Genomic DNA, 14,846 nt, shown 5'->3' with positions numbered 1-14,846 from the left:
GCCGGGGCAGGCTAACCAAGTTCGCCCTTGAGATACCGCTCGGTGATGCGAAGAAAGCGCCGGCGGAACATGTCATGAACGGCCTCTTCCCTCTGCAGCGCCTGCAATAGCTGCTCATCGTCAGAAAGCTGTGTCGCGTCCCGCGACGCCTCCCAGGCGAGTCTTACCGCTACCGACGACGTATCGCAAATCTGAAGCGCCGGGGTCGCCCGCGATGGGCGAGATTCGCTGCAGTAGGCCATGCGGCCTCCTTTGAAAAGATCTCAAATGATAGTAATTATCATTACAAGTAGAACTATATGAGGCCACCCCGGTGTGTCAAAGCCTGTCGTATTGCCGCTTCGCTTTTCCTATTTGGGAATCGGCTTCTACGCTAAGACAGACACGCAATGGACGACACAAGGGAGGTGTTGCATGAGCGATATGGGAACCTGCGCTTGCCCCGGGTGCGAGCATCAGGTCTCTAGCGAAGAGGCCGCGCTCTCCGAGGGGCGCGCCTATTGCTGCACGGCCTGCGCCGCAGGGCATCCCGAGGGGATGGTATGCAAACACGAAGGATGTGAGTGCACCGAATTGAATCGCCCTGCATCAGGCGACCTGCCCCACGAACAGATCTGAACCCGTTTCAACCGCAAGGAGGCCATCATGCCCAAACAAGCCCGTATCGAACCCGTCTTCGACGCCGACGATCTTCACGAGACCATCACCGGATGGGTAGTGATAGACGAGAGCCGCCCCGCCGATGAAGAAGTCGTCGTCTCGGAGCATAAGACCGAGAAAGAAGCGATCCAGGCAGCAGAAGCCTTCGAACAGCGCGAGGACTGAGGCACACCCATGCTACGGGTCGCCTACATCGCGTGTCGTTTATTTCTTACACGCAATGTTAACCAAGGTTAATTCGTTGCTTCGCTCTCGATGGCATCATGCACTCCATCGAGTCAGGGACGACTCACAGGGAGTACAGAGAGCAAGGACGCTCTTTAGCCAAGGAGGCACGGACAGGACGTTCGTGACAGGAGTCAAGGGATGACGATGCGAATACCCCCGGCAGCGAAAGCGGCCGGGGGTATTCGTATGTTTACGAAAAAAAGCCCACCAACACCCTACCTTCGGAACCGTGCCCTAGCCGTTCAACCACCACGTACCCGCATTCAAGTACGCGGCGAAGCTCACCCACGCGAGATACGGCACCAGCAGCCAGGCAGCGGTCGACGACACCCAGGCAAAGCGTCGAATGGTGAGCACGATCAAGCCCCATAGCAGAAGTAGATCCACGAGCGCGACGATCATCCAGTGGAGGCCGAAGAACAGGATCGACCATGCCCCGTTGGCGGCGAGCTGGGCCACGAACGGCCAGAGGAAGAATCGTCGCCGACCCGGTGGGGCAAGCACGGTCACGCGCCAGGCCGCCACGGCCATCATCAGGTAGAGCGTCGTCCAGGCCACCGGGAACAGCCAATCCGGCGGGGTCAGCGGGGGCTTGTCCAGGGCGGCGTACCAGGCGCCGGGGGGCGTAAGGATACCGCTCAGCGAGACGGCCGCGACCAGCAATATCCAGCCGAGGAGGATCGCAAGCGATTGGCGGGGCGTGACGGCCATGGGATGCCTTTTAGGTGAAAAAGCCAAAGTGTGGGCGGGTTATGCCGCGGATGCTACCTTTACCCGCATCGCTTCGCATCTCAGACAAGGACTCGCCCATGCCGCGCTTACGCCTCGTATCAGCCCCACTGGCACTTCTCCTGCTCACGCTTGTCCTGCCCGTTCTTGCACAGGCGCAATCGGCCCAGGAAGAGTGGAATGTCTATCATGATGCGCTTCAGCGCGGCGAGCACCAGGCCACCTACTGGCAGTACGGCTGGACGGGCATTTACGGTACGAGCCTGGCCTATAACGCGTATCAGGCGAGCGAGGCCGACGACAGCGACGACCGCTTCGACGCGCGGGTGGGCGCAGTGAAGTCGGCGTTGGCGCTGGGCGGCATGTTCTTCGACCGTCAGCCGCATCCTGAGGCGCGCCGCAACCTTGAGCGCCTGCGTGGCGAAGACAACCTGGCCCACGCGCGGGCGTTGATCGAACAGACGGCCGCCGTGGAACGCGAACGCCGCGGCTGGCAGGCGCGCGTGGGCTCGCTGGTCGTCAACACCGCCGGGGGGCTGGTCATCGGCGTGGGTGATGACCGCCCACGCGACGGTGCGATCAGCTTTGCGACCGGCATGCTGGTCAATGAACTGCAGATCTGGACCCAGCCACGCCAGGCAGGGGTTGCGCTGAACCGATTCCAGCCGGCACAGCTGTCGATGGGCGATATCCATGTCGATTACGAATACGCCTTCGTGCTGGCCCCTGACCAGCTGGGCATGCATATCCGCTACTGATCTCTTTTCCTGAACGCTGCCGCCCACTACCATGGCGGCGTTCATGAAACAGGGACATGGATTGGTAATGCCAGTAGCTTCCCGCCGTTTTGTTATGTTATAACTTTCTGCCGCTGAGGCGCGCCACGCGTCATCCTTTCGTCTTGAGGTAAGTTCGTCATGGCCCATCGCCATCATCATCGCCCGGAAGGGCCCTGCCACTTTTCGTTGATGTCACTGGCAGCCGGGCGCCGGGTGCTGTTCGTGGCCGCCCCCCTCGCCGCGTTGTGGCTAGCGGTCGCCTGGGCCACGGGAGCTTTCGGCTAATGCGGCTGCGACTCGACGATATTCACCTGGCCCAGGGTGAGCGCACGGTGCTCGAACAGGTCGACGGCACCTTCCGGACCGGCGCCATTACGGCGCTGGTGGGCGCCAACGGAGCCGGCAAAAGCACCCTGATCCAGGCGATCATGGGAGAGCTCACGCCGCTCAAGGGGCGTATCGAGTGCGACGTGCCCAAGGAGAGAAGGGCCTGGCTGCCCCAGCAACTGGCGCTGGACCTGACCTTCCCGATGAGTGTCGAGGAGTTGATCATGACCGGCACCTGGCCGAGTCATGGGGCGCTGTTGGGCTATTGCGGACCGCACTATTGCCGGGCGCGCGACGTGATGGCGCGCCTGGGCATCTCGCATCTGGCGCACCGTCCGCTGGGCGAGCTCTCCGGTGGCCAGCGCCAGCGCGCCCTGCTTGGCCGTACACTGATGCAGGAAGCCGAACTGCTGCTGCTCGACGAGCCCTTCGCCAACGTCGACATCGAGACCGTCGACGTGCTGGCCGGCGTGCTGCGTGACATGGCCGACCGCGGCACCACCATCATCGTGGTGCTGCACGATCTCGATCACCTGGCACGCCTTGCCGACTGCGTGCTGGTACTGTCGGGTGGCCACGCCCGCTGGGCCACGCCCCAGGCCATTCTCGAACGCCATGCCGGCCCCTTGCGCCAGCCGGCCCCCATCCTGCCCCTCGATCTATCGGAATGAGCATGCTCGATCTGTTTCACGCCCTGTTCCTGGCGCCCTTCGACTATGGCTTCATGCGCCGCGCCGTGGTCGCCGGGCTGGCGCTGTCACTGGCTGCGCCTCCGCTCGGGGTGTTCCTGATGCTGCGCGGCATGAGCCTGATCGGCGATGCGATGGCCCACGCCATCCTGCCGGGCGTGGCCCTGGGGTTTCTGTTCGCCGGCTTCTCGCTGCCCATGATGAGCCTGGGCGGTGTGATTTCGGGCCTGCTGGTCGCCGGACTGGCCGGCAGCGTGTCGCAGATGACCGGCCACCGGGAAGATGCCGCCATGGCCAGCTTCTTCCTGATCTCGCTGGCCGCCGGGGTGATGCTGGTGTCGCTGGGCGGCAGCAGCGTCGACCTGACCCATGTGCTGTTCGGTTCGATCCTGGCCGTGAATACCACCGCCCTGGTTCTCATCGCCGCCCTCACCAGCGCCATTGTTCTGGCCATGGCGGTCATGTTTCGGGCGCTGGTGGTCGAGTGCCTCGACCCCTTGTTCCTGCGTGGCCAGGGCGTCCGCAACGGCTTGATCCATGGGCTATTCCTGGCGTTGGTGGTGCTGAATCTCACCGCCGGCTTCCAGACCCTGGGCACGCTGATGGCGGTGGGTCTGATGATGCTGCCGGCCACCACCGCACGCTTCTGGAGCAAGCGCCTGGAAGGCCTGATGGGTATTGCCGTGGTGTGGGCGATGGTTTCAAGCACCGGCGGGCTGCTGCTCTCCTACCATCTGTCGTTGCCGTCGGGCCCCAGCATTATCCTGCTGGCGGGCATTGGCTATGTGCTTTCGGCATTGCTGGGTCGCCATCACAGCCTGCGTGCCCGACTGCGTCGTCGCGCGGCGCCCCTGGAACGCGGCGAGACCGCCTGACGCTCGCCTTTACGCTCACGAACGAGGAACCTGCCATGCCCGCCTTACCCTTGCGTACCGCCCTGCTTGGCTCCCTGGCCACATTGGCGCTGTCGCCCGCGCTGTCACAGGCCCAGACCGACCCTCACGTCGATGTCGTCGCCAGCTTCAGCATCCTGGCGGACATGGTCGAGAATGTGGGGGGTGAATACGTCAGCGTAACGACGCTGGTCGGCCCCGACAGCGATGCCCACGTATTCTCCCCGAGCCCGACCCATGCCCGCACCCTGAGCGAAGCCGACCTGGTGGTCTTCAATGGCCTGCAGTTCGAAGGCTGGATGGAACGGCTGGTCGAATCCAGCGGCTATTCCGGTCCACACGTCGTCACCACCGACGGGCTCGACACTCTGGCCTATGCGGGACACGACCACGATCACGCGCATGGCCACGACGAGACACACGATAGCCACGGGCATGAAGAACACGACCATGACGATCATGCCCACGCGCACGGCGATCGCGATCCTCATGCCTGGCAGAATCTGAGCCTGGCCCAGGGATACGTCACCAACATCCGTGACGGCCTGATCGAGGCCGACCCCGATAACGCCGAAACCTACCGCGACAATGCCGAGCGCTACCTGGAGGAACTCAAGGAGACCGATCGCGCCATTCGCGAGCAGCTGAGCGAGATTGCCGAAAACGCCAGTGTGGTCACCGGCCATGATTCGTTCGGCTATTTCTCGCAGGCCTACGGTATTCGTTTCCTGTCACCGGCGGGACTTTCCACCGAAGTGGAGCCATCGGCCGCCGATATGGCCCGTCTGATCGACGTGATTCGCGAGCAGTCGGTTCAGGCGCTGTTTCACGAGAACATGACCAACCCCAACACGCTGGAGCAGATTGCCGAAGAGACCGGCCTGCCCATTGCCGGCACGCTCTATGCAGACGCCCTGGCAAGCGAGGGTGAGGCCAGTACCTACCTGGGCATGATGCGCCATAACACGCGTGTTCTGCATGACGCCCTGGGGGATTCGGCTCGTGGCCACGACCACGACCACGACCACGACCACAGCGAGCATGCGCACTAAGCGCTGCCATCCCTGTGACAGAAACCGCCACGCATTTCTTCTCGAGCGTTGCGTTCGTGGGGAATAAGACGAGAGGATAAGGCGAATCGATCACCCAGGGATGGCCATGCTCGAATTCGATACTGTCAGCAAGTCCTACCCCACCCCGCAGGGCCCCCAGCCGGTCCTGCGGGATATCTATTTCAGCCTCTCTGCCGGAGAAAGCCTGGCCTTGATGGGTGAGTCCGGCTCTGGCAAGTCGACCCTGCTGCATCTCGCGGCAGGGCTCGATACCCCCGATAGCGGCGAGATTCATCTTGCCGGTACCGCACTATCCGCCCAGGGCGATCCCGAGCGCGCCCGACTGCGCCGCGAACGCCTGGGGCTGGTCTTTCAGCAGTTCCATCTCGTGCCCAGCCTGAGCGTGGGCGATAACTTACGCCTGCAGGCACGGTTGGCTGGACGCGAAGATGCCGCCTGGAATCGCGAACTGATCGAGCGACTGGGACTAGAGACGCTGACGACCCGCTACCCCGAACAGCTCTCCGGAGGCCAACAGCAGCGCCTGGCCATCGGTCGCGCCCTGGCGGCGCGGCCCAATTTGCTGCTCGCCGACGAGCCCACCGGCAACCTCGACGAGGCCAGCGCCGGAGACGTGCTCGACATGTTGCTGTCCCTGGTGCGCGACAGCGGCTGCGCCCTGCTGATGGTGACCCACAGCCCCCGCATCGCCGCGCCACTGGATCGCTGCCTGCGTCTCACTCATGGACAACTGGCGGAGCCTGACGCATGAGGATGGCTGCGCTTGGCGTGGCGCTGACTGCCTTGTTGTCGCACTATCGCCGGCACCCCGGGCAACTCGCCATGCTGCTGCTCGGGCTGTGGGTGGCCAGTGCCCTATGGAGCGGAGTGCAGGCGATCAATGCCTCGGCGCGCGACAGCTACGCCCGCGCCGAATCGCTGTTCAGCGCCCAACTCGACCGTATCGAACGTCGGGACGGGCAGCCGGTTGGCCTTGATGCTTACCTCGATCTGCGCCTGACAGGCCAGCCGGTCTCGCCGGTACTCGAGGGCAGAATCACATTGAGCGACGGCAGCCGCCTGGATGTGACCGGCATCGACCCGCTGACACTGCCTCTGGACAGCGGCTTTCGTACCGCAGGGGGAGACCAGAGCCTGACGCAATTCCTGCAGCCGCCCTACCTGACCCGGGTGGCACCCGAGACCCATGCGCGGCTGTGGCCTAGCGACGAGAGTACCCCGACCGCCGACAACGGCACGCCCCTTCCGCCCCCCCAGGTGGCGTCGGAACTGCCGCCCGATCTATTGATCATGGACATCGCTGCCGCCCAGGCCCTGCTCGGCCGATCGGGACCGAGCCACCTGCTGGTAGCGCCTGATACCGAGGTTGCACTACCCGAGGGGTTGCGACGCACCCAGGCCGTCAACCTGGCGGCACCGGGTCAGCTGACCGACAGTTTTCATCTCAACCTGACCGCCATGGGGCTGCTGGCGCTGGTGGTGGGGTTACTGATCGTCCATGCCGCGCTCAGTCTGACACTGGAGCAGCGGCTAGGGCTGCTGCGCACCCTGCGTGCCCTCGGCGTGTCGGGGCGGGCACTGGTCGGGTTGCTGGTCGGTGAGCTGCTTTTACTGGGACTGCTTGGCGGTGGCCTGGGCCTGCTCAGCGGCGTATGGCTGGCGAAATGGCTGCTGCCTGATGTGGCGGCCAGTCTCGATGCGTTGTATGACGCCCGCGTCGGCCAGGCCCTCGCGCTGCCCGGATACTACTGGCTGGGGGGGTTGGCGGTGACTTTCGGCGGCGTAATCACGGCAGGCTTCGGCACGCTATGGCGCGCTGCGCGTCTCGATGTATTGTCGCTGGGGCGCGCCCAGGCCTGGCGAGGCCAGTTCCAGCGCCAGCTCAAGCGCATGGCCATCGCAGGCACCCTGGCCTGGCTGGTGGCGCTGGGCCTATGGGGCTGGCTCTCCCAGTTGCCTCCCGCCGAGGGGCTCGCTTTGGGCTTCACGATGATCGCCGCGTTGTTGTTGGGCAGCGCCCTGTGGCTGCCGCCACTGCTCGCCTGCGTCGCTTCGGGCGTGGAACGTGCGTTGCGTCATCGCCCCTTGGCGCAGTGGGCCAGCGCCGATCTGCAACTGCAATTGCCGCGCCTGTCGGTGGCAATGATGGCGCTGCTGCTGGCGCTCTCGGCAAATCTCGGTGTAGGCAGCATGGTCGGCGGGTTTCGGCTCACCTTTCTCGACTGGCTGGACCAACGGTTGGTGGCCGATGTTTATCTAAGCGTGCCGGATCGCGACACCGGCGAGGATCTGGCCGAATGGCTGGTAGCGCAGCCCGAGGTTGCCGCCCTTCTGCCGCGCTCCCGGGCCGAGACGACCCTGAACGCAGCCAAGGGGCAGATACCTTCCCGGGAGGTCGCGGTCTACGGCATCACGCCCCACCCGAGCCTGACGGCCCACTGGCCGCTCAAGGCCCAACTCGACACCCCCGAAACCGCCTGGGACGCCTTCACGGCGGGGGACGCCTTGATCAACGAGCAGCTCGCGCTGGCGAGTGGCCTGGCCCCGGGAGATCGATTGGAACTGGCCAGCCCCACCGGGCCCATCGAGCGGCGTATCGCTGCCGTCTACCCCGATTACGGCAATCCGCGAGGCGAAGTCACCCTGACACAGGCCGATGTCAGCCAACGATTTCGCACCGCGCCCGACTCGTTCGGTATCATCCTGGCGGAGGGCTCGGCGGCTACCGGGGTCGATACACTGCGCGAACGAATCAACCAGCGATTCGGCCTCGGCCGCGACAGCGTGATCGATCAACGCGATCTCAAGACGCAGGCAACCACCCTCTTCGAGCGTACCTTCGCCATCACACGGGCATTGACCGTGCTCACCCTGGGCGTGGCGGGCCTGGCGCTGCTGACCAGCCTGCTAGCCCAGACCGCTCAACGACGCGCCCAGCTGGCGCCGCTCTGGGCCATCGGTGTGGCGCGGCGTCCGCTGGTCGCTACCGGCCTGTTCCAATTGGGCGGCGCGGCCTGCGTCACGGCGCTACTGGCCGTTCCGCTCGGTATCGCACTGGCGGGTTGCCTGGTCGCCATCATCAATGTCGCCGCCTTCGGCTGGCGATTGCCGTTGCATGTATTCCCCGGACAGATCGCCGCCACCCTGGGGCTGGCCCTTGGCGCTGCGTTGCTCGCTGCGCTGTGGCCGGCGTGGCGCCTGTGGCGTACCTCGCCACGCGAATTGCTGACGGAGTTCGACACGCAATGACTTCGACGTTTCGTAGACTGCGTTGGCTCGCTCTGGGGGCAGGCCTGCTATTACTCATCGCCCTGGCGACGTGGCAGCTCGCACCGCCACCGCACGAGCGCTCGAGCGAGAGTTTCGCCGGGCTGGGCGAGGCCGCGGGGGATTACGCCCAGGCACGCCCGGGTACCCCACTCGCCTTCCCCGCCGATCATGGCCCCCACCCCGATTACCGCATCGAATGGTGGTACCTGACCGCCAACCTCGAGGATGAAGCGGGTACCCCGCTGGGCATCCAATGGACGCTGTTTCGCCAGGCACTGGCACCCCCGGGAGCACGCTCGGATGAACCGACCGACGCCCCTTGGGCCAGCCGCCAGCTATGGATGGCCCATGCCGCCCTCTCGACACCCCAGCAGCATCTGGTCGGCGAGCGTTTTGCCCGCGGCATGAGCCTGCCCGAGCGACGCGCCCAAGCCGGCGTGACGGTCAGTCCCTTTACTGCCTGGCTCGATCACTGGCAATTGGAGAGCCTTGCCGGAGAGAGCGAGGATGCCTTCGACCACCTGCGCGTTTCGGCCCAGGCCGAGGACGCCGGGCAATCGTTCGGCTACCGTCTCGAGCTCGAGGCCGAAGGGCCGCTGGTACGCCACGGTGACGATGGCTTCAGTCAGAAATCGGCCGATGGTCAGGGCTCGCTCTATTACAGCCAGCCGTTCTTTCAGGTCTCGGGGGAGATCGAGATCGACGGCGAGACCCGACCGGTTACCGGCCAGGCCTGGCTCGATCGCGAATGGAGCAGTCAATTGCTGGGGGCCAATCAGCACGGCTGGGACTGGTTCTCGCTGCACCTGGATGACGGAACCAAGCTGATGGCCTTTCGCCTGCGTGGTGGCGGCCAAAGCAGCGATGACCCGAGTGGCCACTATGTATCGGGAAGCTGGATTACTCCCGAAGGCGAGCTGACGGCGCTGGACGGCGATATGCTGCATCTCGAACCGCTCGAGCGACGTGAGGTCGCGGGACGTCAGGTTCCCACACGCTGGCAGTTGACGGTGCCCGAACGAGGACTCGACATCGAAGTCACCGCTCGCCAGGCCGAGCGCTGGATGGATACGGCGTTTCCCTATTGGGAAGGCGATGTGAGCGTGACGGGATCGCACCCCGGGCAAGGATATCTGGAAATGACGGGGTATTGATAAGAGATCAGCCCCAAACAGGTAACAATTCAGCATGCTGCCGTGCGGGTCGCCTGGCCAATGCAATGTCCTGAACCCAGGCGGGAAGGAGTTGTGCAAACGCCCTGCGTTCCCTAACCTGAGGAAGCGAAACATCTGCCTAACCCAAGCGAGGCATGCCTCACGGGCGACAGCCGTTACCCAATCAGCCCATCACCTATCGTGACAGTGGAGGAGAAATCCATGGAAGCCACCGTGTCGGGCGACACTCTCATCAATATCCTGACCAGGGAAGCAGACGACCTGGTCGAGCGCAGCGACCATGTGGCCATCGAGGAACCCCTCGAGATCCGTGTCGCGGGCACCGATGCCGTGATCACCATGCGTACTCCTGGTCACGATCGGGAACTGGCAGCCGGCCTGATGCTCAGCGAGGGCCTGGTCAAGCGGCGTGAGGATTTCGAATCGCTCAGCGAACTGGTCGATCAGCCGGACGTGATTCAGATCGTTCTCAAGCGCTTCAATGACGAGAAGGCCGGGCTATTGGCGCGTTCCTCGCTATCCAATAGCGCCTGTGGCGTGTGCGGAAAGAAGCGCCTTAACCTGGAAACCATGCAGGATCTTTCGCCGCTGTCGCAGGGCTTGCGAATGCCGAAGGCGGCCCTCTCCGCATTGCCGCGCCGTCTGCGCGAACATCAATCGCTGTTCGAGCATACCGGCGGGCTCCACGCGGCAGCGTTATTCAATGGCGAAGGTGAATTACTGGCAGTCCGTGAAGACGTGGGGCGCCACAACGCGGTCGACAAGCTCAACGGCTGGGCGCTGCTCAACGACCAACTGCCACTCGACGATCGCATCGTGCTGCTCAGTGGCCGTACCAGCTTCGAGCTGATGCAAAAGTGCATCATGGCGCGGGTGCCGATCGTCTGTGCGATTTCCGCCCCCAGTAGCTATGCCGTATCGCTGGCGCGCGACTTCGGTGTCACCCTGGTCGGCTTCCTGCGCGAGGACCGCTTCAACGTCTACTCGCACCCGGAGCGCATCCTGGATCTGTAAACGTCGCGCGATGGATGCGTAGCTGAGAGAAGCCGAGAAGGAACGCCGCCAGGCGGCGGCGTTAAACGACGGTTAGCTTCCCATGTTGGCCAGGCGGGCCGCTTCCACGACTTCGATCCAGTAGCCATCCGCGTCCTTGATGAAGACGACGTTTTTCATCTTGCCCTGATCGGGCCGCTTGATGAATTCCACCTGGTTGGCATCGAACCAGGCCACGGCCTCGTCCAGATTGGGGACGGTAAAGCACAGGTGGCCAAAACCCTGAGGCTCGGCATTACCGTCATGATAGGCGAAGTCGTCCTGGTCCTCGGTACCCCAGTTGTGGGTCAATTCCAGCAGGCCCTTCTGACTGAAGGTCCAGACGGTGCGCTCGGCGCTGTCTTCGGGCACCTCATCTCCTGCCTCGAGCGCAGCCAGGAAGTAGAGCGAGAAGCCCATCTCCTCGAAGTCCAGCCGCCGCACCACGCTCATACCGAAAACCCGGCTGTAGAAAGCCAGTGACTTTTCGGGGTCCTTGGTCCGCAGCATGGTGTGATTGAGCCGGAAACCGCGGGAATCCGGGGTGGGTTGCTGGACACCGGGATGCTGTTCGCCTTGAAAACTCATGGTATCTCCATTGCAGGATGGTTCAGCGTGCGTGCATATTAGGTAGCGATGACGATAGCGTAATTCAAGCGCGCCGTACCTGCGTCGCCGGAAAACGAGGCCTTTCATGACCGCACTTGCCTTCATGCCTTTCGATGCCCGGCCGGCTTCACGTTCCCTGGCCCTGTTACTCATCGGAGTGTGCGTAATGCTCCTGGCCGGCTGCGCCAGCCGCGATATCGCCACCCGGGACAGCGAAGGCACTTCCCGGGCTGAGCTGTCGATCGAGCGGGCCATGATCCTGGCCAATGCCGAGCAGGCGCTGGGCACGCCGTACCGCTATGGGGGCAATTCGCCCGAGGGCGTGGACTGTTCAGGCCTGGTGGAGATGGCCTATCGCGCCGCAGGCATCCGGGTACCCCGCACCGCCGAGCAGCAGTTTCGCGAGCTGCCGCGTGTCGACGAGGCACGCCCGGGCGACCTGCTCTTCTTCGGCTCGCGCAGCAAGGCCACCCACGTGGGTATTTACCAGGGCAATCGGCAGATGATCCATGCCCCGGGGCGCGGCCGCGAGGTGGTCAGCGTGCCGCTGGATATCGATTATTGGCAGCAACGCTTCCTGGGGGCCGCCTCCCCCGCGCCCTGACATCCCAGGCCGCGAGGCATATAGTGATGGGAGAACCCCATTTCCCGATACGGGATAGATTAATGACTTCCATCCTGCAGCCGATCACTGCCACCGACCTCACCGCCAGCCGCTATCGTGGCGCCTGGACGCATACTGCGCAGGGCGAGCCGCGGGGATATGTGGATTTCCAGCGTCTCAAGGAGCTGTGGATTCACACGGGAACCGCCTGCAACCTGGCCTGCCCCTTCTGCCTGGAGGGCTCCCGTCCGGGTGACGACCGACTCAACGCCATGCAACTCGACGACGTACGTGACTATCTGAATGAGGCCGTCGAGCTTGGCGTCGAGCAGTTCTCTTTCACCGGCGGCGAGCCGTTCGTCATCAAGCGCTTCATCGATATCCTGACGTATGCCAGCCAACTGCGACCCTGTTTCGTGCTGACCAATGCCACGGATCCTCTATTGCGACGCACGCATCAATTGCTGCCCTTGAAGGACAATCCCTACCCCATTCGCTTCCGTGTCAGCCTGGATTACCCCGACGCCGCCCGTCACGACATCGACCGCGGCGAAGGTAGTTTCGCCAAGGCGCTGGAGGGCATCCGCTGGCTTCACGACAACGGTTTCGACGTCTCGATCGCCCGGCAGATGACCACGGACGAGGATAGCGCGCAGGTCGAGGCCGACTTTCGCGAGATCTTCCGCCGCGAAGGCATTTCCGATGACCTTGCTTTCACTGCCTTTCCCGACTTTGGCACCCCGGGGGAGGAAGACGGCTCGCCGGAAATCACCGAAGGGTGCATGGAGAAATACCCCACCGACGAGAGCCGCGCGCATTTCATGTGCAGCTATAGTCGGATGCTGGTGAAGCAGAACGGCCAGGTCCGGGTCTATGCCTGCACGCTGGTCGATGACGACCCCGACTACGGCGCTAGCGGCAGCCTGCGCGAGAGCCTCGATACCCGCGTGATGCTTCGCCATCACCGCTGCTTCAGTTGCTACCGGTTCGGGGCCAGTTGCAGCGCGCCCTGACAGTTATGCGGAGGGGCGCCGTTTGAGGGTCGTACGCCGCTCGTGAAAGGCGATGGCCAGGCCACTGGCTACGATTACGGCGGTGCCGACGTAGACCCACAGGTCCGGTATCTCGTTCCAGAACCACCAGCCCAGCAGCACGGCCCAGACCATGGCGGTGTAATCGAACGGCGCCGCCAGGGCAGCAGGGGCATGGCGAAACGCCAGCGTGATACAGGCCATGGCCCCGACGCCGAAAATGCCCGCCGCCACAAAGCCCCACCAATGCATCGGCCAGGGCGCCTGCCATACCCAGGGCAGCAGCGCTGCCGTGACCAGAAACGGCACCAGCGTCACGTAGAACACCATGGCCCACAGATTTTCGCGCACCCCGTAGCGGCGCGCCGTGATCATCATCAAGGCATAGAACACGGCCGCTCCGACCACGATCAACGCCCCGGGCTGGAACCCCGCCGCGCCGGGACGCACCACGATCAGCACACCAATGAAACCGACCACCGCGGCCGCGAGCGGCAGGGGCTCGACCTTTTCGCCGAGCAGCGGCACCGAGAGCAGCGTCACGAACAGCGGTGCCGCGAAGGCAATCGCGGTGGTCTCGGCCAGGGGCAGCAGGGTCAGGCCGAACACGAAGCAGAGCATGGTCCCGGTGGCGATCAGCCCCCGCATCAAGTGGATGCCGGGGCGGCGAGTGGAGAGCTTGCGCAGACCACCATTGAAGTGGGCAATCAGTGCGATCAGCGGCAGCGAGACCAGGGTGCGGAAGAAGATGATCTGTACCGGCGAATGGACCTCGCCGAGCCACTTGGAAATGGCATCCCCCACCGACAGACAGAAGACGCCCGCACACATCCACAGGATGCCTTGCAATGTTGGCGCCATGAGCCCTTCCCCCTTGTGTCGTCACGTATCCGGTGCTTGCCAGCCTTCTAACATAACCGACCCAACGCAGTGTGGCGATGCGGGCCGCAGCGCATTCCTCGCCCTGGCCTGACGAGACCTCCCGGCAAGAACTTGCCCAGCAGGCAAGTTCTTGCCTGTCAGGGGCAACTTGTTGCCTGGCCCAAATGAGCACCATCATGGCGAAAAACGAACAACCCATTGATTCTTTTAACAAATAAACATGCTGGCATAACAACTGCTCTATACGAGACGTCCCACGGGACATTCACTCACATCGTCACGGAGCAGACTCATGCCGACACCTTGTTACATCAGCATCGAAGGCCAGACCCAGGGCAACATCACCGCCGGTGCCTTCACCCCCGATTCCGTGGGCAACATCTACGTCGAAGGCCATGAAGACGAGATGCTGGTCCAGGAATTCAAGCACGTGGTGACCGTGCCCACCGACCCGCAGTCCGGCCAGCCCTCCGGCCAGCGTGCCCACAAGCCGTTCGTCTTCACCGTGGCGCTGAACAAGGCCGTGCCGCTGATGTACAACGCCCTGGCTTCCGGTGAGATGCTGCCCAACGTGCAACTGAAGTGGTACCGCACCTCCGTCGAAGGCAAGCAGGAGCACTTCTTCAGCACCAGCCTGACCGATGCCACCATCGTCGACATCAACCTGCGCATGCCCCATGCCCAGGATTCCACCAAGTCCGAGTTCACTCAGCTGATGGACGTGTCCTTGGCCTACCGCAAGATCGATTGGGAACACACCGTCGCTGGCACCTCCGGCTCTGACGACTGGCGCGCCCCGCTCGAGTCGTAAGCCGGGCCCGATGTATTGACCCATGGCGGGGAGCCCTCCAATGGCTCGCTCCCA

18 protein-coding genes are annotated in these 14,846 nt (G+C 63.7%); 14 read left to right on the top strand and 4 right to left on the bottom strand.

All coding sequences use genetic code 11. The annotated features are described in order from the left end of the window. Positions 1-11: 11 nt before the first annotated feature. Positions 12-242, bottom strand: coding sequence for a hypothetical protein (locus JH15_RS14355; protein WP_043531477.1), 231 nt, complete (start codon positions 240-242; stop codon positions 12-14). 172 nt (positions 243-414) lie between these two features. Here JH15_RS14355 and JH15_RS17855 point away from each other — a divergent pair, with 172 nt between their 5' ends. Together JH15_RS17855 and JH15_RS14350 are read left to right on the top strand one after the other, a co-directional pair. Further along, entirely contained in the window at positions 415-618 is a 204-nt protein-coding gene (locus tag JH15_RS17855; protein WP_156105327.1) for a metallothionein, read from the top strand. A 27-nt stretch (positions 619-645) separates the two neighbouring features. Further along, positions 646-825, top strand: a complete 180-nt coding sequence (locus JH15_RS14350; RefSeq protein WP_043531475.1) for a hypothetical protein — start codon at positions 646-648, stop codon at positions 823-825. Positions 826-1,122: 297 nt separating this feature from the next. Here the strand turns inward: JH15_RS14350 and JH15_RS14345 are convergent, their stop codons facing one another. Beyond that, positions 1,123-1,599, bottom strand: coding sequence for a TspO/MBR family protein (locus JH15_RS14345; protein WP_043531473.1), 477 nt, complete (start codon positions 1,597-1,599; stop codon positions 1,123-1,125). Positions 1,600-1,697: 98 nt separating this feature from the next. Between JH15_RS14345 and JH15_RS14340 the strand changes: the two genes are divergently transcribed. From JH15_RS14340 to fdhD, 9 genes are all read left to right on the top strand, one after another. Beyond that, a complete protein-coding gene (locus tag JH15_RS14340; RefSeq protein WP_043531471.1) occupies positions 1,698-2,375 on the top strand; it encodes a hypothetical protein in 678 nt (225 codons plus the stop codon). A gap of 159 nt (positions 2,376-2,534) precedes the next feature. Continuing rightward, positions 2,535-2,681, top strand: a complete 147-nt coding sequence (locus tag JH15_RS18245; RefSeq protein ID WP_197053326.1) for a hypothetical protein — start codon at positions 2,535-2,537, stop codon at positions 2,679-2,681. Continuing rightward, positions 2,681-3,394 (top strand): metal ABC transporter ATP-binding protein, encoded by a 714-nt coding sequence (locus tag JH15_RS14335; RefSeq protein WP_043531469.1) that lies wholly within the window; start codon positions 2,681-2,683, stop codon positions 3,392-3,394. Before JH15_RS18245 ends, JH15_RS14335 begins: the two co-directional genes overlap by 1 nt. Positions 3,395-3,396: 2 nt before the next feature. Beyond that, positions 3,397-4,287, top strand: coding sequence for a metal ABC transporter permease (locus JH15_RS14330; protein WP_043531467.1), 891 nt, complete (start codon positions 3,397-3,399; stop codon positions 4,285-4,287). A gap of 35 nt (positions 4,288-4,322) precedes the next feature. Continuing rightward, on the top strand, positions 4,323-5,357 hold the full coding sequence (locus JH15_RS14325) for a metal ABC transporter solute-binding protein, Zn/Mn family (protein ID WP_043531465.1): 1,035 nt from the start codon (positions 4,323-4,325) through the stop codon (positions 5,355-5,357). Positions 5,358-5,463: 106 nt separating this feature from the next. Next, positions 5,464-6,129 (top strand): ABC transporter ATP-binding protein, encoded by a 666-nt coding sequence (locus JH15_RS14320; RefSeq protein ID WP_043531748.1) that lies wholly within the window; start codon positions 5,464-5,466, stop codon positions 6,127-6,129. Then, positions 6,126-8,627 (top strand): ABC transporter permease, encoded by a 2,502-nt coding sequence (locus JH15_RS14315; protein ID WP_081949042.1) that lies wholly within the window; start codon positions 6,126-6,128, stop codon positions 8,625-8,627. The genes JH15_RS14320 and JH15_RS14315 overlap by 4 nt, the downstream gene beginning before the upstream one ends. After that, positions 8,624-9,802: a lipocalin-like domain-containing protein gene (locus JH15_RS14310; protein ID WP_052384136.1), complete on the top strand. Its 1,179-nt coding sequence runs from the start codon at positions 8,624-8,626 to the stop codon at positions 9,800-9,802. Before JH15_RS14315 ends, JH15_RS14310 begins: the two co-directional genes overlap by 4 nt. Positions 9,803-10,024: 222 nt before the next feature. Next, entirely contained in the window at positions 10,025-10,837 is an 813-nt protein-coding gene (fdhD, locus tag JH15_RS14305) for a formate dehydrogenase accessory sulfurtransferase FdhD (RefSeq protein WP_052384135.1), read from the top strand. Positions 10,838-10,909: 72 nt separating this feature from the next. On the opposite strand, the gene gloA is transcribed toward fdhD, so the two are convergent. Beyond that, positions 10,910-11,443, bottom strand: coding sequence for a lactoylglutathione lyase (gene gloA / locus JH15_RS14300; protein ID WP_043531461.1), 534 nt, complete (start codon positions 11,441-11,443; stop codon positions 10,910-10,912). 187 nt (positions 11,444-11,630) lie between these two features. On the opposite strand from gloA, the gene JH15_RS14295 reads away from it, so the two are divergent. Beyond that, complete coding sequence (locus tag JH15_RS14295) at positions 11,631-12,068, top strand: C40 family peptidase (protein ID WP_422730566.1); 438 nt, start codon at positions 11,631-11,633, stop codon at positions 12,066-12,068. 62 nt (positions 12,069-12,130) lie between these two features. Beyond that, positions 12,131-13,081 carry a radical SAM protein gene (locus JH15_RS14290; RefSeq protein WP_052384134.1) on the top strand — a complete coding sequence of 317 codons (951 nt, stop codon included), beginning with the start codon at positions 12,131-12,133 and terminating at the stop codon, positions 13,079-13,081. A gap of 3 nt (positions 13,082-13,084) precedes the next feature. Here the strand turns inward: JH15_RS14290 and JH15_RS14285 are convergent, their stop codons facing one another. Further along, positions 13,085-13,960, bottom strand: a complete 876-nt coding sequence (locus tag JH15_RS14285; RefSeq protein WP_043531457.1) for a DMT family transporter — start codon at positions 13,958-13,960, stop codon at positions 13,085-13,087. A gap of 313 nt (positions 13,961-14,273) precedes the next feature. Between JH15_RS14285 and JH15_RS14280 the strand changes: the two genes are divergently transcribed. Next, positions 14,274-14,792 (top strand): Hcp family type VI secretion system effector, encoded by a 519-nt coding sequence (locus JH15_RS14280; protein WP_043531456.1) that lies wholly within the window; start codon positions 14,274-14,276, stop codon positions 14,790-14,792. Positions 14,793-14,846 lie beyond the last annotated feature (54 nt).

This window comes from Litchfieldella xinjiangensis (assembly GCF_000759345.1).
In the GTDB taxonomy this organism is placed as follows: domain Bacteria; phylum Pseudomonadota; class Gammaproteobacteria; order Pseudomonadales; family Halomonadaceae; genus Litchfieldella_A; species Litchfieldella_A xinjiangensis.
The sequence above is the reverse complement of the archived record's forward strand: the minus strand, read 5'-3'. Positions and strand labels throughout refer to the sequence as shown.